General features: G+C 56.0%; 18 protein-coding genes. 8 read left to right on the top strand and 10 right to left on the bottom strand.

Annotated features, from left to right (window positions below):
- Window positions 1–17 precede the first annotated feature (17 nt).
- Window positions 18–1,250: an ABC transporter substrate-binding protein gene (locus C2U68_RS04455; protein WP_140911299.1), complete on the bottom strand. Its 1,233-nt coding sequence runs from the start codon at window positions 1,248–1,250 to the stop codon at window positions 18–20.
- Between the two features lie 137 nt (window positions 1,251–1,387).
- On the opposite strand from C2U68_RS04455, the gene C2U68_RS04450 reads away from it, so the two are divergent.
- The 3 genes from C2U68_RS04450 to C2U68_RS04440 all read left to right on the top strand — a co-directional run bounded on the left by C2U68_RS04450 (window position 1,388) and on the right by C2U68_RS04440 (window position 3,633).
- On the top strand, window positions 1,388–1,777 hold the full coding sequence (locus tag C2U68_RS04450; protein ID WP_140911298.1) for a PilZ domain-containing protein: 390 nt from the start codon (window positions 1,388–1,390) through the stop codon (window positions 1,775–1,777).
- A gap of 11 nt (window positions 1,778–1,788) precedes the next feature.
- Entirely contained in the window at window positions 1,789–2,610 is an 822-nt protein-coding gene (locus C2U68_RS04445) for an MOSC domain-containing protein (RefSeq protein WP_140911297.1), read from the top strand.
- A 132-nt stretch (window positions 2,611–2,742) separates the two neighbouring features.
- On the top strand, window positions 2,743–3,633 hold the full coding sequence (locus C2U68_RS04440; protein WP_140911296.1) for an OmpA family protein: 891 nt from the start codon (window positions 2,743–2,745) through the stop codon (window positions 3,631–3,633).
- Window positions 3,634–3,712: 79 nt separating this feature from the next.
- Here C2U68_RS04440 and C2U68_RS04435 read toward each other — a convergent pair whose 3' ends face one another.
- From C2U68_RS04435 to C2U68_RS04420, 4 genes are all read right to left on the bottom strand, one after another.
- On the bottom strand, window positions 3,713–5,551 hold the full coding sequence (locus tag C2U68_RS04435) for an Hsp70 family protein (protein WP_186289492.1): 1,839 nt from the start codon (window positions 5,549–5,551) through the stop codon (window positions 3,713–3,715).
- The gene (locus C2U68_RS04430; RefSeq protein ID WP_140911294.1) at window positions 5,548–6,195 is read right to left on the bottom strand and encodes a DUF2760 domain-containing protein; all 648 of its coding nucleotides are present in this window, start codon (window positions 6,193–6,195) and stop codon (window positions 5,548–5,550) included. The genes C2U68_RS04435 and C2U68_RS04430 overlap by 4 nt, the downstream gene beginning before the upstream one ends.
- An 83-nt stretch (window positions 6,196–6,278) precedes the next feature.
- Window positions 6,279–6,662, bottom strand: coding sequence for a hypothetical protein (locus C2U68_RS04425; RefSeq protein ID WP_186289491.1), 384 nt, complete (start codon window positions 6,660–6,662; stop codon window positions 6,279–6,281).
- Between the two features lie 120 nt (window positions 6,663–6,782).
- On the bottom strand, window positions 6,783–7,202 hold the full coding sequence (locus tag C2U68_RS04420; protein WP_140911293.1) for a hypothetical protein: 420 nt from the start codon (window positions 7,200–7,202) through the stop codon (window positions 6,783–6,785).
- Window positions 7,203–7,395: 193 nt separating this feature from the next.
- On the opposite strand from C2U68_RS04420, the gene C2U68_RS04415 reads away from it, so the two are divergent.
- The 5 genes from C2U68_RS04415 (at window position 7,396) to C2U68_RS04395 (ending at window position 13,366) form a co-directional block, all read left to right on the top strand.
- Window positions 7,396–8,199: a spermine synthase gene (locus C2U68_RS04415; protein ID WP_140911292.1), complete on the top strand. Its 804-nt coding sequence runs from the start codon at window positions 7,396–7,398 to the stop codon at window positions 8,197–8,199.
- The gene (locus C2U68_RS04410) at window positions 8,196–10,397 is read left to right on the top strand and encodes a YgiQ family radical SAM protein (protein WP_186289490.1); all 2,202 of its coding nucleotides are present in this window, start codon (window positions 8,196–8,198) and stop codon (window positions 10,395–10,397) included. The genes C2U68_RS04415 and C2U68_RS04410 overlap by 4 nt, the downstream gene beginning before the upstream one ends.
- 110 nt (window positions 10,398–10,507) lie before the next feature.
- Window positions 10,508–11,248: a DUF6901 family protein gene (locus C2U68_RS04405; protein ID WP_140911291.1), complete on the top strand. Its 741-nt coding sequence runs from the start codon at window positions 10,508–10,510 to the stop codon at window positions 11,246–11,248.
- Between the two features lie 9 nt (window positions 11,249–11,257).
- A complete protein-coding gene (locus C2U68_RS04400) occupies window positions 11,258–11,635 on the top strand; it encodes a VanZ family protein (protein ID WP_140911290.1) in 378 nt (125 codons plus the stop codon).
- Window positions 11,636–11,785: 150 nt separating this feature from the next.
- Window positions 11,786–13,366 carry a peptide chain release factor 3 gene (locus C2U68_RS04395; RefSeq protein ID WP_140911319.1) on the top strand — a complete coding sequence of 527 codons (1,581 nt, stop codon included), beginning with the start codon at window positions 11,786–11,788 and terminating at the stop codon, window positions 13,364–13,366.
- A 55-nt stretch (window positions 13,367–13,421) separates the two neighbouring features.
- Here C2U68_RS04395 and C2U68_RS04390 read toward each other — a convergent pair whose 3' ends face one another.
- The 5 genes from C2U68_RS04390 to C2U68_RS04370 form a co-directional block, all read right to left on the bottom strand.
- Window positions 13,422–13,745, bottom strand: coding sequence for a hypothetical protein (locus C2U68_RS04390; protein WP_140911289.1), 324 nt, complete (start codon window positions 13,743–13,745; stop codon window positions 13,422–13,424).
- A gap of 145 nt (window positions 13,746–13,890) precedes the next feature.
- On the bottom strand, window positions 13,891–14,595 hold the full coding sequence (locus tag C2U68_RS04385) for a rhomboid family intramembrane serine protease (protein ID WP_140911288.1): 705 nt from the start codon (window positions 14,593–14,595) through the stop codon (window positions 13,891–13,893).
- A gap of 38 nt (window positions 14,596–14,633) precedes the next feature.
- Complete coding sequence (hrpA, locus tag C2U68_RS04380; RefSeq protein WP_140911287.1) at window positions 14,634–18,527, bottom strand: ATP-dependent RNA helicase HrpA; 3,894 nt, start codon at window positions 18,525–18,527, stop codon at window positions 14,634–14,636.
- A 59-nt stretch (window positions 18,528–18,586) separates the two neighbouring features.
- A complete protein-coding gene (locus C2U68_RS04375; protein WP_140911286.1) occupies window positions 18,587–18,973 on the bottom strand; it encodes a type II toxin-antitoxin system VapC family toxin in 387 nt (128 codons plus the stop codon).
- Window positions 18,957–19,214, bottom strand: coding sequence for a type II toxin-antitoxin system Phd/YefM family antitoxin (locus tag C2U68_RS04370; RefSeq protein WP_140911285.1), 258 nt, complete (start codon window positions 19,212–19,214; stop codon window positions 18,957–18,959). The genes C2U68_RS04375 and C2U68_RS04370 overlap by 17 nt, the downstream gene beginning before the upstream one ends.
- Between the last annotated feature and the right edge of the window lie 189 nt (window positions 19,215–19,403).

Genomic DNA, 19,403 nt, shown 5'->3' with positions numbered 1-19,403 from the left:
ATTTGTCGAAACCATGATTATTTACAACCCGTTTCCGGTTGGTCGAAGCCCAGCGTATCGAGTTCGGTTTTCGGATGCAAAAAACCCTCGATCGGCGCCACTGCCACCAGCGAGCGCGGCGCGGCCAACAGGATGGGTTGCCGTAACTGGCCGTCCCATTTGCGGAACGACAGCGGCATGCCTTTATAACCTTGCAAGGCAAAGGCATCGGACAACAGATAATCCTTCAACGCCGGCATCTGGTTGGATTTGGTCCGGATACTAGCCTCGCCGATGGCTCTGACCGCCAGGTAAGCGGCGTAGTCCTGCTCTTCCATCCAACGCCCCGATGCAATCTTGAAACGGTTCTGCAATTGCACCGCCCCCCACTGTTCGTGGCTCCGGTGCCAGGCCGTCGCGGTTAGGCCTTGGGTGCCGATCACCGGCCGCGGTTTCCAGGTGCGGTAATCCAGATATTCGCCGAACAGGCCCTGCTCGTCGGCAATTACCAGCACATCGTAATCGTCGACCTGGGTGAAGGTCGGCACGTCGGCTTGGGCCGTGCGGCGGGCGTCGTAATCCTGGTTCCATTCTTTCTCGGCGACGAGCTTCATACCGAAGCGCTTGGCCGCGCGTTTGATCGCGGCCGCGTAGAGTTTGTCTTCCGGCGCCGGGCCTACGACTAAAAACCAATTCTGCCAGCGCTTTTTCAACATGTATTGCGCCAGGGCGTCGGCACGCATCGCCCGGTTCGGCAAGATGTGCAAGACGTTATGCCGGCAATCCGCGTTGCGCAACTCGTCGCTGCTATTGGCGACATCGAACAGCAGTTTGGTTTTGGCGATCGGCCGATCGGCCAGTTTATTCAATTGGTCGGCTGCGACATTAAGCAACACCAGGTCGGCGTCGATGCCATCGAATAGGGATTGCGGATCGGCGTCGGCCGGGACCAGGATTTTTTTCAGTTCGTATTGCTGGCCGGTAAATTGGCCGGTGGTATTGTTGTCGCTAATCGCCAATTCGGCGCCGAGCTCGCCTTTGTTTGGAATGAACGGGTCCAAGTTGGACAAAGCCGGCGGCGCGACCTGTTCCTGCGCGAAGTACGCGATCTTGACGATTTGCTTCGGCGTTTGCTGGGCCGGCGCGGGGGCTGGTTTGGTTTGAGGCTTGGCGGCGGCCGTAGTCGGTTTGGCCTTGGCCGCGGCCGGTAGCGGCACACTGCAACAGAATGGAATCAATAGGCCGGCGGCTAAGCGTTGGAGTTTTTTCATGTTTTGCGGCTATCCGTAAAGATCCCTGCATTTTATCGATAAATTGCCAGCAAGCCTAACCGATAATCGTGTGGCTTCTATTGAATTTTACCGGTTTAGGTTCAATACTTAACCACTCCTTGCTTGTGGCATTCGCTATGTCTGATTCGGATTTTTCCATGGATTTTCTCGATCAAGAAATCGATCTTGATAGCGAATGGTCCAACAAACGCACTGCCGTGCGCTATCTGCGCAACGACATCAAAGCGGCCGTAAAAATACACAGCCTTTGGTTTCCGCGTCTGTTTCCGGTATTGTTGCGCGACATCAGCAGCCGCGGCGCCGCGGTTATCACCAGCAAAAAAATTAAAAAAAAAAGCCGGGTTAGCCTATTTCTGCTATTCGGCGACGGTCGACGGTTCCAGATCGAAGCCACCGTCGTCCACCATGACGCCGACCAAAACCGCTATGGCATCAAATTCGACAGTCTGAATAGCGAATTGGCCGAACATCTACTTCATACCCAAACCGACTTGAATTTCAGCTAAAGCAAAAATCCATGCCGACACTCAGCCGAATCTATGTCTACCCGGTCAAATCCTTGTCCGGATTCCAGGTTACGCAATGGCCGGTCGATGAGAAAGGTCTGCTTTACGACCGCAAATGGATGCTCATCGACCGCGACCGTCAATTTCTCAGCCAACGGCGTTTACCGCAAATGGCCCTGGTAAAAACCTGGATCGATGCCGACCGCTTGATTCTGTCGGCCCCTGGCAGAAGGGATCTGATATTGCCGTTAACCGCCAGCAGCAGCGAAACCATCGAGGTTACTGTCTGGCACGACCAATGCCGAGCGGAAACCTGCGGTGCCGAAGCCGACGCTTGGCTCAGCGAGTTTTTGCAAACCGATTGTCGCCTGGTATACCAAGCCGCCGAGGACCGCCGCCAAGTCGACCTCAACTATGCGACGGTCGCCGACCAAACGGCGTTCTCCGACGGCTTTCCGTTTTTGCTGGTATCCGAGGGTTCGTTGACGGCCTTGAATCAAGCCATGCAATTGGACTACGACATGGTCCGTTTCCGGCCCAATCTGGTGGTTTCCGGCTGCGACAGTTATGCCGAAGACCGATGGCGGCGGGTCAGCATCAACGGTATCGGTTTCCGGCTGCCCAAACCATGTTCGCGCTGCCCGGTGCCGACAATCGATCCGGAAACCGCGATTTCCGGCAAAGAACCGTTGGCGACCTTAAGCCGGCTACGCAAATGGCAGAACAAAGTGTATTTCGGGCAAAATGCGTTGCATGACAAATCGGGCAGCCTAGCCGTGGGACAGAGCGTACAGATCGACGAAATTGGGGAGCCTCAGCCGCCTTTGCCTTAACTGGTAACTCACCCGGCAATGGTCGCCGCCGATTTTAAGAACGATTTAAGAAAACGACGTTTAAATTTCCGGCAACCGACGGCATGCCAAATTGGCGTCGACGATTTTTGCATCACAACCAGGACCAAGACTATGTATAAGAAATTACTTGCCATTTCCATCAGCGCCGCGCTGCTGAGCGCTTGTGCCACCAACCCGTATACCGGCCAGTCCGGCATGAGCAATCTGGGCAAAGGCGCCGGCATCGGCGCCGCGGTCGGTGCCGGCGCCGGTACCCTGTTCGGCGGCAACGATTGGAAAAACGCCGGCTTGGGCGCTTTGGCCGGTGCTGCAGTCGGTGCCGGTATCGGTTATTACATGGATAAACAGCAGGAAGAGATGCAGCAATCGCTGCAAGGCACCGGTATCGAAGTGCAGCGTACGGCCGAAAACCAATTGGTATTGAACATGCCCAGCACCAGCGACGTCACCTTCGCCTTCGGTAAATCGGATTTGACGCCGGAGGCGCAACATGCGCTGGATCCGGTCGCCCGGGTACTGAACAACTATCCCGATTCGACGCTTTCGGTCACCGGCCACACCGACGATGTCGGCTCGGATGCCGACAACCAGCGGCTGTCCGAAGCCCGCGCCACCAGTGTCGCCAATTTTCTATCGTCCCGCGGCGTGAACCGGATGCGCATCTCGCAACAGGGCATGGGCGAAAGTTCGCCGAAAGTGCCGAACACCAGCGACGCCAACCGGGCCATCAACCGCCGGGTGGAGTTGTCGATCAACGCTAACCAGAACGCCGGCGCCGCCCAGCAAAACCAACAATATCCGCAGCAGAACCAGCCTTACCAACAGCAAGGCTATCCGCAGCAGCAACAGGGTTATCCGCAACAAAATCAGCCATACCAACAGTATCCGCAGCAAAACCAACCCTACCAGCAACAATACCCGCAGCAGGGCTACCCGCAACAACCGTACCAGCAAGGCTATCCTCAACAGCAGCAATACCAGCAGCCTTACTACCGGCAATAATTCCGCCACGCTGGAGCGTAGATACGAATAAGGCCGGAATTCCGGCCTTATTTTTTATTTAGGGCAGAAAAGTTACCGATTAGACTTCGCCGGCGCGAACATCGAATTCGATTTTCCAGCGCTGCTGGTCGCGTCGCGAGACGGCGCGCAATTCCAGCGTCCCGACTTCGGTTACCGCGGCCGATAAATGCACCGGTACGATTTCACCGGCTTGACGGCCATCTTCCACCGGCAAGGTAATTTCGATTTCGTCCAACTCTTCCAATTCGTCGTCGCTCCATTCGTCGAGACGATCGCCAACCTTGTCTTCGCGCCGGGTTTTGGAACCAAAGAAACGGAAGCGTACCGGCTCGCCGATGACCAAGCCGAATTCGTCGTGCGGCAATTCCTGTTCGCTGCCCTCTTCCATGCCGAACGGTGCGATACACAACGCCTCTATCGCCGGCGGCAAACCGGGTACCGCCGGCATTGCACTCTCGATGCCGACGTAGTAGGCGGCGGCAGTACCGCCTTTGATCCGCACGCCTTTACCTTGGCGCACGAAACCGTAATATGCCGCACCGCGGGCGACCGCCAAATCCAGATCGGCCCCATGCAGCAAGCGGGCTGGAGCGGCCTGTTCGGTCTGCAACCAATTGTTCAATACCGCCATCAGCCGTTCGGCCAACACGCCGGCCTTCAATACACCGCCGTTGAACAACAGCGCGGTCGGGTGCAGGAAGCTGGCGTGTTCGGCCAGCGCGATTGAACTGAACTCGTCGGTTGCCTGGCGCTGTCTGGACAGAAAGGCCGCCAGATGCCGGGTAATGCCGGCATCCTGCGCATACGGCAGGCCGACGTTGCGCAGACCGCTGCGCGGCCGCGATACCGGTTTATCGCTGGCTTGAGCATGCGGCAAAAAGCCGTCCACCAGGATCCGGTTCAATTCGTCCCGAGTCAGTTCGCTGCGCAAAGTGCCGCCGATCAGCGACGACCCGCGCCCGGCAACCGCAAGCGGCATAGCAGCCAAATCGGGTTGGTTAAACAGTTTTTCTTTGGCTTCGCGGCAGGCATGGGTCAAGGCCTGCAATTGCCAGGGCTCCAATTTTTTGCCGCCGTCGGTTTCCAGCTTGGCCTTAACCGTATACGCCAGCGCCAAATCCATGTTATCGCCGCCGAGCAGAATATGATCGCCTACCGCCACCCGGGTCAATTGCAAATTGCCGTCTTGTTCGGTTACGGCAATCAATGACAAGTCGGTGGTGCCGCCGCCGATATCGACGACTAAAATCACATCGCCGACTTTGACCTGATTGCGCCAGTCGCCAGCGCTTTTTTCGATCCAACTGTACAAAGCCGCCTGCGGTTCCTCGAGCAACACGGCTTGGCCCAGACCTACTTCGCGCGCGGCTTCCACGGTTAATTCCCGTGCGGCCGGATCGAACGACGCCGGCACCGTGATGGTCAAGTCCTGCTGCTGCAACGGCTGATCCGGGAAACGATGATTCCAGGCGTCGCGCAAATGCTGCAAATAGGCTTTGCTGGCGGCGAACGGCGAAATCTTGGCCACGTCTTCCGGCGCGTCGACCGGCAGAATCGCCTGTTTGCAGTCGACGCCGGCATGGCACAACCAGCTCTTGGCGCTGGAAACCAGCCGAATTGGGGTCTTGCTTCCCAGGCTACGGGCGATTTCGCCGACCAGATGCTCGGGTTTGGCGGTCCACGGCAAAGCCGACGCGCCCTCGGCGATTTCCGCCGGATGGGCTATGTAGGCGAACGAGGCCAGTTGGGCTTTATCCTCAATCACGCCCGGCGAAACCAGTTGCGGCGTGTAAAACACTTCCAGTGCCGGACTATCGTCGCCCGCCGCCAAATCGACATAAGACATTACACAATGCGTGGTACCCAAATCGATACCGACCGAGTAACGCGCCGTCATAATTCAACCTCGGCCGCAGCGATGATTTTGGCATTGTGGCCTTCGGTCAGTTTCGGCAAATGCAGCTCGGTGACCTGCCAGCCTTTATGCACCAACACGCCGGAGAACGGGGCTTCGCCGACGATATTGCCGGTCAAACGAAATGCGGCGGCGTCGAAGCCTTTGTTCAGGGTCACGCGGCTACCTTCGGCATCCTGACTGACCGGCGCCAACTTGAAGTGCTCGTTGATCACTTTACTGCAGCCTTGATGCACGACGCGCGCCGCGGCGCCTATTTCAGCATCGGCAAACGCACTGACGTCTTCTTTGACGAAATCGAGGAAACGGGCTTCCTTCTGCAACAAACTTAATAACTGTAAAGCCGCATCCGGCGTGGCTTCTTTGAGCACCACGGGTTCCGGGGCCGGTGCCTGAACGATTTTTTCGACTTCGACGATCTTTTCCACCACTTTGATTTGGGGTTCGGGTGCCGCGATCGGCATGTCCGGTTGCCGGGTCGATTTACAGCGGCGCAAGCCCAGCAATACCGATACCAGCACCGCGATCAAAATGAAAGCCAACACAGCCGCGGTTCCGGCTAAGCAAACGTGCCACAAATCGAATGTAGTCGGACGTAACGATAAGTCTATGGTGTAAGTGTTCATGAAAAATGGATATTGGGGGAATACAAAGCGGCAAGCGCAGAACGGCTAAGCCGGCGACCGGATTGCCGGTCGGCTCGGCTAAATCACTGAGGCATGCCGGATTTTTTTGCGGCCTCGGCGTACATCAGTTCCTGCAACAAATTGCGGGTAACTTTGATGCGCATGGTTTTCAAGTGGCGGTCGGCGATGACGCCCGGCACCTGCGCGTCGACATAAACCTGGCGCATTTCGGCTAGCGTCGGTTCGCACAATTTAATGATGGCATCGGTCGCGTTGCGGCTTTCCAGCTTGGCAAAATCCGGTTTTTGCATCGTGTCGACTACGCACTTTTTATAATTGAATTGCGCTTTTTGAATTTTTTCGATGGATTCATTGCTTAAGCTGGTTTCGTTCCATTCTTCTTTAGCCTCTTCGGCATTGGCCAAGCCGGCGGCGAGCATCAGCAAAGCAAACAAACGGTATTTCATGATTTCTTCTCCAATACGGACATGATGGCGAAAGGCGATTTTACGCGATGCCGGCGGAGTTGAACAACGACATGGGCGAATCGCCTGCCTGCGGCCGCCGGCACCGTCTGCTTCGCCGGACTAAGGATGTATCGAGTTATCGCAAATATGGCGAGCTTTGCCGCTTTCCGAGTAGGATTCTGCCGCGACCAGATCCGGTGTCAACCCGGCCAAGCCTTCGCTACACTTTTTGGTCAATTGCATGGCTTTGTTTGCGGCGATTTCCTGACCGAACCCGATCGCCCGTTGTTGAGCTTCGTCGCGCTTGCCCGCGGCGCACAACTGCTTGACGTCGCTACTCAATTGTTTGGCCTGCGATTCCAAAGCTTGCAGCTCGGCTTTGTCGACGTCTTTCATGCAGTTTTGCATCGCTTGAATTTTTTCCAACATCTGCTGCATTTTCGGGTTCGCAGCAGGCTGGGAGACACTCCGGCTATCGGCGGCATTGGCTGCCGCAAGCGCCGGCGCCATCAATACCAGGATCGGCAATAGTCTGTTCATAACGAAGCCTCGGAATAGTGGTTTTGGGGGCCTCCACTGTAGGGCGATAACCCTAAGACCGCAAGTGTCGAGCGCACAAACGGCAATCCGTCTACTCGCACTGCCGCCGCCAGCTCCGAATTAATCAGGAATCAGAAGACAAGCAGCGGATTTTCAAGGAAAATAGCGCCGTCTTTTCCGTTTGCCGCACTGCATGTACAAATACGAAGGCCTAGTCGTCCACCAAAGCCATGACGACGAGGGTGTGATCGAAGTCGTCGATAACAACGGCGAACGCGCGCTGCATTTCGGCTCGCCTGCCCGGCAAAGCAGTATGTTGATGGCCGATCCGAACCGGCTGCATTCCTTCTACGCCCGGGCGATGATGGCGCTGCTGCTGTTCAACGACGACCCGCGTGATGTGCTGATGATAGGCCTCGGTGGCGGCACTATCGCCAAATTTATGCTGCACCAGTTCCCGGAATGCCGGCTGAAAGTAGTCGAATTCCGCAGCAGCGTGTTAAAAGTGGCCCGTAGCCACTTCGGCCTGCCGTTCAATTCGCGCCTGAAAGTCAAAATCGGTTGCGGCGCCGAGCATGTTCGCCGTCAAAGTCAGGAACTGTCGGAGATTCACGACGTGATCATGATCGATGCGTACGACGAGAACGGCATGGCGCCTGAAGTCGGCAGCCAACGTTTTTTCGACGATTGCCGCAGTCTGCTGAAACCGGACGGGGTGTTGGTGATCAATTTATGGGGTACCGATAAGGCCATGTTTCAGCAAGTTTCCTGGCATATGGGCAGGATTTTCAGTTGGCGCATGCTGTTTCTGCCGGTGCGGAACCGCGGCAATGTCATCGGCTTTGCCTTCGGCGAAAACTTTCCGAAACTGCAGTTCAAAACCCTGATAACCAAAGCCAAAGCGCTCGAGCTGCAATATCAACTGGAATTCCCAGTGTTCATGCAAGACTTTAAACGCAATAATCCCAGCCTCCTGCATCGAGTTCTGAAACCATGATCCACAACGCCCCCAACATCTTCGGTTACAAAAAATACTGGGCCCACCGCTTCGGTCCGGCACCGGAATTGCCGATGAGCCGCGCCGAAATGGACGCGCTGGGCTGGGACGCCTGCGACATCATTCTGGTAACCGGCGACGCCTACGTCGACCATCCCAGTTTCGGCATGGCGGTGATCGGCCGGGTGCTGGAGGCGCAGGGTTTTCGAGTCGGCATCATTTCCCAACCCGATTGGCAAAGCGCCGACGATTTTAGAAAACTAGGCCAGCCCAAGCTGTTCTTCGGCGTTACCGGCGGCAATATGGATTCGATGGTCAACCGCTATACCTCGGACAAGAAAATCCGCTCCAACGACGCTTACACCGCCAACGGCGAAGCCGGCAAGCGCCCGGACCGTGCGGTCAACGTCTACTCGCACCGCTGCCGGGAAGCCTTTAAAAACGTGCCGATCGTCATTGGCGGCATTGAGGCCAGCCTGCGCCGCATCGCCCATTACGATTATTGGTCGGACAAGGTACGCAAGTCGATCTTGCTGGATTCGAAGGCGGATTTGCTGGTGTACGGCAACGCCGAGCGCCAAGTCGTCGAGATTGCGCATCGATTGGCGAAGGGCGAGAGCATTCACGATTTGAAAGGCATCCGCGGCACCGTCCACTTCGTCAAACAAGTGCCGCAAGGCTGGATTGAAAAGGATTCGACCCATTTCGATCAGCCCGGCGCAGCCATCGTGCACCAGAATCCGTATCAGGAAATGCCCAGTTGCGAATCGGCGCCGACATCGGCCGACACTGGGCTGGCGGATAACGAAAAAGTCATCCAATTCAAACCCATCGCCAATAAAAACCGCGCCCAAACCGTGATTCGGCTACCGGATTACGACGCGGTCAAGGACGATCCGATTTTGTACGCCCACGCTTCGCGGGTGATGCACGGCGAAACCAACCCCGGCAACGCCCGCGCCCTGATCCAGCGCCACGATAACCGCGAGGTTTGGATCAACCCGCCGCCGCTGCCGCTGACCACGCCGGAAATGGACGGCGTGTTCGACCTGCCCTATTCGCGCTTGCCGCACCATGCTTACGGCAAGGCCAATATTCCGGCCTTCGAAATGATCCAACATTCGGTGCTGATCATGCGCGGCTGTTTCGGCGGTTGCAGCTTTTGCTCGATCACCGAGCACGAAGGCCGCATCATTCAAAACCGTTCGGAAGATTCGATTATCCGCGAGATCGAAGCCATCCGCGATACCTCGCCCAACTTCACCGGCAATATTTCCGACCTGGGCGGGCCCACCGCCAACATGTGGCGCTTGGCCTGCAAGGACCCGAAAATCGAGGCATCCTGCCGCAAGCCGTCCTGCGTTTATCCTGGCATCTGCCAAAACCTGAACACCGATCAGACCCCGCTGGTCAAACTCTACCGCCGCGCCCGCGCCTTACCCGGCATCAAAAAAATCTTCATCGCCTCCGGCCTGCGTTACGACATTGCCGTCGAGACGCCGGAATATGTGAAAGAACTGGTCAGCCACCATGTCGGCGGCTACCTGAAAATCGCCCCGGAACACACCGAACAAGGCCCTTTGTCGAAGATGATGAAACCCGGCATGGGCACTTACGACCGCTTCAAGCAGATGTTCGATAAGTACTCGAAAGAAGCCGGCAAGGAACAGTACCTGATCCCGTACTTCATCGCCGCCCACCCTGGCACCGAAGACAAGGACATGTTGAATCTGGCGCTATGGCTGAAACGCAACGGCTTCCGCGCCGACCAGGTGCAGGCGTTTTTGCCGTCGCCGATGTCGATTGCCACTGCCATGTACCATTCCGGCAAGGATACCCTGCACAAAGTCGGCCGTAACGTCCCGGACATTCCGATTCCGCGCAGCATGAAACAGCGCAAGCTGCACAAGGCCTTTCTACGCTACCACGACCCGAAAAACTGGCCGCTATTACGGGAAGCGTTGAAGGAAATGGGGCGGGCGGACTTGATCGGCAATGGCAAGCAGCATTTGGTGCCGAGTTTTCAACCGAAAACCGACGCCGAACCGGTGAACAAACCGGCCAAAACACAGACCTTTAAGACCAAGCACACCGGCTTCGATAACGCGAATAACAAACACGAGCAGCGCCGAAAGCATACTCCGCGCAGCAATCAAAGCGGCCAGGGTGTGCCGAAGCGCTCCGAAAAGCGGCGTTAGCGCTTCAATGCGGGTTTGTGGCGTCGCAAAAACGAATGCCAAACAAGCCCAAGCAAACGCTTACAGGCAGCGCTACAATCATCAGAATTTAGGTTGAAGCTACATCTCCCATGTCCAACGCATACCCGCCGCAAGACCTGTTACGTTTTGTCTACAGGCTTACCGCCGAAGATTACACTTGCGCGGAATTTCTCGTCGAAATCCACAAACCGACCATGACCTTAGTTCCGGCGGCTGAGGCACCCTACCCGTACTGGACCGAATTGAGCTACCACCAATGCCAAAACTGCCCCTTGCACGCCGCTGAAACGCCGCATTGCCCGGTAGCCGTCAATCTGGCGCCGCTATTGGAGTTGTGCGGCCATTTGGTGTCGCATAAACCGATGAGCGTCGAAGTCATCACCGACAGACGCACGATTCACTGCAAAACCACGGCGCAACACATTGCCAGTTCGATTCTGGGTTTGATCATGGCCACCAGTCCCTGCCCGCATACCGAATATCTTAAGCCGATGGCGCGCTTTCATCTGCCTTTGGCCGACCAGGACGAAACCATTTATCGAGTGACGGCCACCTTTTTATTAGCACAATATTTTCGCCGCCAGGACGGTTTGCCCTATTCGCTGGAGCTCGACGAGTTACTGAAAATCTATCGAAACCTACAAGTCGTCAACCAGCACCTGACCCAGCGGCTGAAAGCCGGAATCAGCGAAGACGCCGCCGTCAACGGCGTGATTTTGCTAGATTTGCTGTCCAAAACGGTTTCCTGGTCGATAGAAGACGGCCTGGAGGAAATCAGCTACTTGTTCGACAGTTACCGCAAACCGCTACAACCGCCACCGGAAACCTGAGCCGCCGTCATGTACAAAATTCTGGATCTATCCGCCCTGCTGCTGTATTGCGCATTGATTTTCTGGCTTTCCGACCAAACCAAACTGCCCGACCACGCGCTGGTCGAGAACCAGGACAAGCTCGACCATTTCCTGGCCTACTTCGCGATGGCAGTGTTTGCTTGGCGCTACTTCGCCCATTTCTCGGTGCCACGCCACTGGCACTTCGTCATCGGCACGATATTTTGCAGCTTATACGGCCTATCCGACGAATGGCACCAATCCTTTGTCGTCGGCCGTGAATCGAGCGCACTGGATTGGTTGGCCGATTCGTTGGGCGGCTTGTGCGGCAGCCTGTCCTGCTATTGGTATGTTCAGCGTCACACCCGGCGGCGTTCGCCAGGCTGATTCCACGAGTCTGCGGACCTAGCCGACCATCACATCTTTGCTTTACCTGGCAAGCGTCCAGCGCCGCGGCCGCTTACGTTATAATGCCGGTTTGATCTTTAATTGCGTCATTTCAGTTCGGACGCAACATTTACCGCGAAACCTATCAGAATCTCCATGGAAGTCCCAGAATATAAGCGCCGCAGAACCTTTGCCATCATCTCCCACCCCGACGCCGGTAAAACCACCATCACCGAAAAATTGCTGCTGTTCGGCGGCGCGATTCAGTTGGCCGGCTCGGTGAAGGGCCGCAAGGCGGCACGGCACGCCACTTCCGACTGGATGGAAATGGAAAAGGAACGCGGCATTTCGGTCACCACCTCGGTTATGCAGTTCGAGCACAACGGGGCTATCGTCAACCTGCTGGACACACCCGGACACGAAGACTTCTCGGAAGACACCTACCGCACGCTGACTGCCGTCGACTCGGCGCTGATGGTGATCGACGTCGCCAAGGGTGTCGAGGACCGCACAATCAAATTGATGGAAGTCTGCCGCCTGCGCGACACCCCGATCCTGACCTTCATCAACAAACTGGACCGGGAGGGCCGGGAACCGATCGAACTGCTGGACGAAGTCGAAAGTGTGCTGAAAATCGAATGCGCGCCGATGACCTGGCCGATCGGCATGGGCAAGCGCTTCAAGGGCGTATACCAGTTGTATCGCGATGAGATTCTACTGTTCAACCCGCAACACGGCGGTAAAATCGCCGAATCCACCTTAGTCAAGGGCTTGAATAATCCGCAACTCGATCAACTGCTCGGCCTGCAGGCCGACGAATTGCGCGAGGAAATCGAACTGGTCAAAGGTGCCAGCCACGAATTCGATCTGGAAAAATATCTGCGTGGTGAACAAACCCCCGTATTTTTTGGTTCCGCGATCAACAACTTCGGTATCGTCGAGCTACTCGATGCTTTCGCCGAATTTGCGCCGCCGCCGCGTCCGCGCCAGGCCGAGCAGCGCGAGGTCAAGCCGGAGGAGGACAAGTTCACCGGCTTCGTGTTTAAAATTCAAGCCAATATGGACCCGGCCCACCGCGACCGCGTGGCCTTCATGCGCATCAGTTCCGGTAAATTCGACAAGGGCATGAAGATGCACCACGTCCGCATCGGCAAGAGCATCCAGGTGGCCAACGCGATTACGTTTCAGGCCGACAGCCGCAAAAACGTCGAGGAAGCCTATCCCGGCGACATCATCGGCCTGCACAACCACGGCACGATCCAGGTCGGCGACACCTTCACCCAAGGCGAGAACCTGAAATTCGGCGGCATCCCTTACTTCGCCCCGGAATTGTTTCGCCGCGTGGTATTGAAAGACCCGCTGCGCGCCAAGGCGCTGCAAAAAGGCTTGGTGCAATTGACCGAGGAAGGCGCCACTCAGCTGTTCAAACCGCTGAAAAACAACGACTTGATTCTGGGCGCAGTCGGTATTCTGCAGTTCGATGTCACCGCCCACCGCTTGAAGCACGAATACAACGTCGAATGCGTTTACGACGCCTCGCCGATCAACACCGTGCGCTGGGTCAGCTCGGCCAATCCGGCTAAACTGGAAGAGTTCAGGAACAAGGCCTTCGAAAATCTGGCCGAGGACGGCGGCGGTTATTTGGTGTATCTCGCCACCAGCCGGGTCAATCTGCAATTGACGGAAGAACGCTGGCCTGACATCCACTTCAGCGCCACCCGGGAACTGTAAACCGCCAGACACAAAAAAGGGGCCAAAAGGCCCCTTTTTCTTATCCGTGAAAACTTTATTTCGCAGCTTCAGCGATTTTATTGAAAGCCTCTACCCGTTGTTTGCCCAAGTTGGCCAGTTCAATACCGTTTTCGACGATCATTTGAATCAAACCCGGCGTGTTGTAAACGATCTTGCCCAGGTAAGCCACGGCAGGTACCGCAATGATTGCGCCGAACACAGTACCGATGCCCAGCACGCTCAAGGCTTTGGTAATCAATACCACGATATCCAGCGGCAATAGAATCATGGTGCCGAAATAAACCAGCACGATGAATGTAAACAAGGCAAACACCACGAATTGCAGCAGCCTGACCAGCACAACATTTAGGTTTTTCATGATCAATATTTCTCGATTGAATGGGGATTCTTTTGCACTTATAAGCAATGGCCTTGATTTCTATCGTATTTTCCGCCGCTTGCTAACATCGGCATTATAAAATAAAACCCCTAGCGTTTTCTCTACTTTTTGCCCGCAACCGGCGCTATTCGGCGCTCAAATCCTGTTGTGCCGGCTTATTCTCGATGAATAGCGGATGCAACAGGGCCCCGGCCGCAAAACCGCCCAGATGCGACCACCAGGCCGAATCCACCGCGACGTTGTCGAACACCGCCGCGGTGAAAGCGTCGCCCAATTGCACGATCACCCAAAACCCGAGAAAGGCAATCGCCGGTACCTGAAAAAACAGCGGATAAAATAGGATCGGCACCAGAATTACCACCGTCGCGTAAGGGAAACGCACAAAATAGGCGCCCAATACGCCGGCAATCGCCCCGGAAGCGCCAACCACCGGCACCGCCATGGTCGGATAAAAATACCATTGGGTGTAAGTCGCGATCAGCCCGCACAAGATGTAAAACACCACAAAGCGTTTATGCCCCATCAAATCTTCGATGTTGTCGGCGAAGATCCACAAAAACACCATGTTCATCAACAGGTGCAAAAAGCCGCCGTGTAAAAACAAGCTGGTCAGAAACGACAAATAGTGGTCCGGTGGCAGACCGAAGGCATAAGCCCAATCCGGGTTGGAATAGCGAATCGGCACCATGCCGTACATGTAAGCGAAGTGCTGGCCGACTTCGTCCGGCATCAGCAACATCATCAAATACACCGCGACGCACAAGGCCATCACGCCCCAAGTGACGTAAGGCTTAGTCTGGCAAGGTATCGAATCGCGAATCGGTATCATCGTTTGCCCTCTTGGTTATGGTTTATCCAGCGCCGCTGTTAATAGCTGTCGCTCCACTGCTTTTCCAGGCGCTGCACCGACACCGGAAATGCCGTTTTCAATTGTTGGGCGAATATAGACACCCGCAGTTCCTCCAGCGCCCAGCGAAAAGTTTCCCGCTCCGGCGTTGGCGTGACGGTCTTGCTCTGCTTCGCTATGTATTGCCAGTAGCGTTGGTTCAACCGTTGCAAGCCCTGTACCTCGGCCGAGTCCGGTTTTTGCTTGTCCAAACGACATTCCACCGCTTTCAAATAGCGCGACACGGACTGCAATTGCCCAGCCGGCGTGTACCGCAAGAAGCCTTTGTGTACCAGCAAGCTTAGTTGTTGTTCGATCTCTTCGCGCAAGCCCGGCGCCACAGCCGGTTGCTGCAGGCGCCTGCTCAATGTTTGATAGTGTGCCAGGATTTCGCCGATCTGCTTGCCGGCCTGCGTCATGGTCGACATTAATGTCGACTTTTTCGTCGCCAGAATAGACTCGAATTGCTGTTGCGTGCGAATCGTCTGGCCTTCGACGAACGCCGCGGCAAAGATCGCATACAACACATCCTCCTTGAAATCGCCGCCGGCACGGTCCTTTAACAGCGGATGCGCCGGCAATTGGTTATAGGCCAGTTGCAAAGCCGGCGACACACCGTGGTTTTTTAAGATGTATTGCGCGTCTTTTTTGCAGACCAATTGATACAGCTTGACCAAGCCGTCAAAGTGGGCCAGCTCGGCCTTGTGCTGGGTTTCCAGAATCTTCACGCCAACCGTCTGACCTTCATCCAAAATCGCCGGAAAGCCGATGAAGCTCTGGCCCTTTTGCATGAACTGCCAGGTCTCCGGCAAATCGTCAAACACCCAGGCGATACAGCCAGTGTGGTTCATTTCTTCCTGCGCCAGCTTGTCGAAACTGTCACCGGCCTTGGTGGCGAACTGAGCCTGCAATTTGGCCAGATTGCGGCCGTAACCAATGGCGCGGCCGGCATCGTCCACCACCCGAAAGTTCATTTTCAAATGCTCGGGCAAGGCGTCCGGCTGCCACTCGTTGAGCGGAATCGCCTCGCCGGTTAACTTGCGCAAGCGGTTACTCAGCCATTCGTACAGCGAACCTTTGAAATCCGGCTCGATTTCCAGACAAGCCTTGGCGGTGTTCGGCACCGGCACGAAATGTTTGCGCAGATGCTTGGGCAGGCCCTTGATCAATGCCACGACCTTTTCCTCCAGCATACCCGGCACCAGCCAATCGAACGGGGTTTGCCGAATCTGGTTGAGCTGGTGTACCGGCACGATCGCGGTAACGCCGTCCTCGTCGTGGCCTGGCTCGAAGCGGTAATGCAACTCGATGGTCAAATCGCCAACTTTCTTGCTGTCCGGAAAATCCCAGTCGTTGATTTGGTTGTCGTCGGTGCGGGTCAGGTCTTCTTTGGTCAGGAACAGAATCTTGGGATTGTCGCGCTCGACCTGCTTGCGCCACTGGTCCAAGGTAATGCCGCTGACGATTTCGGCCGGCAGTTTCTTGTCGTAAAACTGGTATAGCCACTCCTCGTCTTCGATCAAATCGACGCGGCGGCCCTTGTGCTGGATATAACCCACCTCCTCCAGCAGCTTCTCGTTGGCTTTAAAAAACGGCGCGTTGGAATGGTAATCCTGATTGACCAGCGCATGGCGGATGAACATCTCCCGCGCCGCCTTGGGATCGACGTTTTCGTAAGGCACTTTGCGCTTGGCGGTCAAGGTCAAGCCGTATAGCAAAGTCCGCTCATAAACGCCGCAACGGCCGGCGTTTTTCTCCCAATGCGGGTCGTAATAATTGCGTTTGACCAAGTGCTGGGCGCAAGCCTCTATCCATTCCGGCTCGATCTTGGCGACGGTGCGGGCGTAGACCTTGCTGGTCTCGACCTGCTCGGCGGCCATGATCCACTTGGGCCGCGCCTTGTGCTGGCCGGAACCGGGGAAGATGAAAAACTTCAGGCCGCGCGCACCCAGATATTCATATTGCTCATGTCTGAAACCAATGTTGGACAGCAAACCCGGCAGCAAGGCCATATGGATTTGTTCATAATTGGCCGGATTGCCGGCGGTCTTCAGGCCCAGATCGCCGCGCGCTACCTGCATGATCTGGGCGTGGATGTCGTGCCATTCGCGCATGCGGATATAGGACAAAAAGTTGTCCTGGCAATACTTGCGCAGTTTGGAGTTGGTCAGATGTTTCTTCTGTTCCTCGAAGGCATTCCACAGGTTCAACAGCGTCAAAAAGTCCGAATCCTCGGCTTTGAATTGGGCGTGTTTGGCTTCGGCTTGGGGCAATTTATCGGCCGGCTTGTCGCGTGGGTCCTGGATGCTGAGCGCCGAAACGATGATCGCCACTTCGTGCAGCGAACCCAATTGCGCCGCGGCCAACAGCATCCGCGCCAGTTTCGGGTCGGTCGGAATCTTCGCCAATTGCCGGCCGGTGTCGGTCAGATTGCCTTGCTTGTCCAGCGCATCGACCTCGAACAACGAGGTCTTGCCGTCGCGGACCATTTTTTCGTCGGGCGGCTCGACGAAGGGAAACTCCTCGATGTCGCCCAGCTTCAAGGCCGCCATCTGCAATATCACCGACGACAGATTGGTTCTTAAAATCTCCGGATCGGTGAATTCCGGCCGCGCCAGATAATCTTCCTTGGAATACAGCCTAATACAAATGCCTTCCGCGACCCGGCCGCAACGCCCTGCCCTTTGATTGGCGCTGGCTTGCGAGATGCGCTCGATCGGCAAGCGCTGAATCTTGCTCTTGGCGCTGTAGCGGCTGATGCGGGCATGGCCGGAATCGATCACGCAGCGAATGCCCGGCACGGTCAGCGAAGTCTCGGCGACGTTGGTGGCCAGCACAATACGCGGCTTGTTGCCGGACGGTTTGAACACCCGCTCCTGCTCGGCGACGCTGAGTTTGGAATACAGCGGCAACACCTCGTAGCGGCCGTTGTTATGCGACTTGCGCAAGGATTCGGTGGTCTCGCGGATCTCGTGTTCGCCGCTCAGGAAAATCAAAATGTCGCCGCGCAAATCCCGGTATAGCTCGTCGACCGCATCCAGTATCGCCTGCTGCAAGTCGGCGGAGGTCTCATCGTCTTCCTCGATCAACTCGATGGGCCGATAACGAACATCCACCGGATAGGTGCGGCCGGAGACGTTGACGATCGGCGCGCCGTTAAAATGCTTGGCAAAACGCTCCGGGTCGATGGTCGCCGAAGTAATCACCACCTTCAAATCCGGCCGCTTCGGCAACAGCCAGCGCAGATAACCCAGCAAAAAGTCGATATTCAGACTGCGCTCGTGCGCCTCATCTATGATCAGCGTGTCGTATTGGTTTAAGTAGCGGTCGTTCTGGGTCTCGGCCAGCAAAATACCGTCGGTCATCAACTTGACCAGCGAATTCGGCGCGGTCTGGTCATGGAAGCGCACCTTGTAACCGACGGTGTTGCCGATGGCCTGGCCCAACTCCTCGGCGATGCGGTCGGCAACGGTGCGCGCCGCAATCCTTCTGGGCTGGGTGTGGCCGATCATGCCGGTCACGCCGCGGCCAATTTCCAGACAAATCTTCGGCAGCTGAGTGGTCTTGCCCGAGCCGGTCTCGCCGCAGACTATCGTTACTTGATTGCTCTTAATCAGCTCTGCAATCTCGTCCTTCTTGCCGCTGACCGGTAAATCCGGATACTGGATAACCGGAACCGACGCCCGCCGCTGGTTACAACGACCTACGGAACGTTCGATCTTGTCGGCCAGTTGCTGGAGTTGCCCGCCTACTTCCTTGCCTTTGCCCACCTCGTTGCGCAAGCGGTCAAGCTGGCGTTTGAGCGAATGCCTGTCGGCACTCATTGCGCCGGATAATTGCTGTGCCAGAAGTTTAATTTGTGGCTGAACGGACATGATTCGACAAGAAGATAAAAGGCGGGAATTATACGTGGCCGGCGCTCAAAGACGCCAAATCAAACCAAACGTACCGGCCCGGGATACTGGGCAACCGTACTATCGGCTGTCAGCAGCAAAAAACCCTCGACACTGGCCTGAGCCACCAACATGCGGTCGAACGGATCTTTATGAATGGCGGGCAAACTGTCGATAAACACTGCGTGTTCGCTTTTGATCGGTAATTCGTTGTAACCGTTATCCAGCAATCCGCGCCGCAATAAGCGCGCGTCAACCAGAAAATCGCTCCGCCCCAAGCCGCGCTTGATCCCAATTTCCCATAAACTGGCGGCACTGAAAACCAATTCGTGCTCTGGATTTTCCAGCCATTGCCGCGCTGCCGGGCTCAGTTTGTTCGGCATCCCTGCAGTCCACAACAGCAGATGGGTATCAAGCAGCAGTTTCATCGCTGCTACCGAACAAGCCGGCAATCTCGTCGCTGCCCATGGTGTCGAAATCCTCCGGCACTTGAATCTGGCCGACCATGAAACCTGTCCGCCGGACTTGTCCGGCTTGCGGGCTATCCAGCGCACAGACTCTGACCATGGGTTTGCCGGCCTTGGCAATCACAAACGATTCGCCGCTTGCGGCCTGATCGACCAAGCGCGATAAATGGGTTTTAGCTTCATGAATATTGACGGTAGCCATCTTCACCCCTAATAGACTAAGTTAACTTAGTCTACACACTGCAACAGCGTTTTTAAATCGTCGATTGCAATTTGTCTTGTATTGTTCCCACTTGTCGTACGGGAACAATGTCAATATGACAACGCTTGCCTGTTAATTGGCAACTACCGCCCGTCCCGACCGCGGCTACTCCGCAACGCCGCTGTCCGT

The sequence above is a fragment of the Methylomonas koyamae genome (genome assembly GCF_006483455.1).
GTDB classification, from domain to species: domain Bacteria; phylum Pseudomonadota; class Gammaproteobacteria; order Methylococcales; family Methylomonadaceae; genus Methylomonas; species Methylomonas koyamae_B.
Note: the sequence above shows the minus strand (reverse complement) of the source record. Positions and strands in the feature narration are given on the sequence as shown.

Bases quoted from the DNA above. Each gene is read 5' to 3' on its own strand.
- C2U68_RS04455 (WP_140911299.1), bottom strand. From the start codon at position 1,250: ATGAAAAAACTCCAACGCTTAGCCGCCGGCCTATTGATTCCATTCTGT.
- C2U68_RS04450 (WP_140911298.1), top strand. From the start codon at position 1,388: ATGTCTGATTCGGATTTTTCCATGGATTTTCTCGATCAAGAAATCGAT.
- C2U68_RS04445 (WP_140911297.1), top strand. From the start codon at position 1,789: ATGCCGACACTCAGCCGAATCTATGTCTACCCGGTCAAATCCTTGTCC.
- C2U68_RS04440 (WP_140911296.1), top strand. From the start codon at position 2,743: ATGTATAAGAAATTACTTGCCATTTCCATCAGCGCCGCGCTGCTGAGC.
- C2U68_RS04435 (WP_186289492.1), bottom strand. From the start codon at position 5,551: ATGACGGCGCGTTACTCGGTCGGTATCGATTTGGGTACCACGCATTGT.
- C2U68_RS04430 (WP_140911294.1), bottom strand. From the start codon at position 6,195: ATGAACACTTACACCATAGACTTATCGTTACGTCCGACTACATTCGAT.
- C2U68_RS04425 (WP_186289491.1), bottom strand. From the start codon at position 6,662: ATGAAATACCGTTTGTTTGCTTTGCTGATGCTCGCCGCCGGCTTGGCC.
- C2U68_RS04420 (WP_140911293.1), bottom strand. From the start codon at position 7,202: ATGAACAGACTATTGCCGATCCTGGTATTGATGGCGCCGGCGCTTGCG.
- C2U68_RS04415 (WP_140911292.1), top strand. From the start codon at position 7,396: ATGTACAAATACGAAGGCCTAGTCGTCCACCAAAGCCATGACGACGAG.
- C2U68_RS04410 (WP_186289490.1), top strand. From the start codon at position 8,196: ATGATCCACAACGCCCCCAACATCTTCGGTTACAAAAAATACTGGGCC.
- C2U68_RS04405 (WP_140911291.1), top strand. From the start codon at position 10,508: ATGTCCAACGCATACCCGCCGCAAGACCTGTTACGTTTTGTCTACAGG.
- C2U68_RS04400 (WP_140911290.1), top strand. From the start codon at position 11,258: ATGTACAAAATTCTGGATCTATCCGCCCTGCTGCTGTATTGCGCATTG.
- C2U68_RS04390 (WP_140911289.1), bottom strand. From the start codon at position 13,745: ATGAAAAACCTAAATGTTGTGCTGGTCAGGCTGCTGCAATTCGTGGTG.
- C2U68_RS04385 (WP_140911288.1), bottom strand. From the start codon at position 14,595: ATGATACCGATTCGCGATTCGATACCTTGCCAGACTAAGCCTTACGTC.
- hrpA (WP_140911287.1), bottom strand. From the start codon at position 18,527: ATGTCCGTTCAGCCACAAATTAAACTTCTGGCACAGCAATTATCCGGC.
- C2U68_RS04375 (WP_140911286.1), bottom strand. From the start codon at position 18,973: ATGAAACTGCTGCTTGATACCCATCTGCTGTTGTGGACTGCAGGGATG.
- C2U68_RS04370 (WP_140911285.1), bottom strand. From the start codon at position 19,214: ATGGCTACCGTCAATATTCATGAAGCTAAAACCCATTTATCGCGCTTG.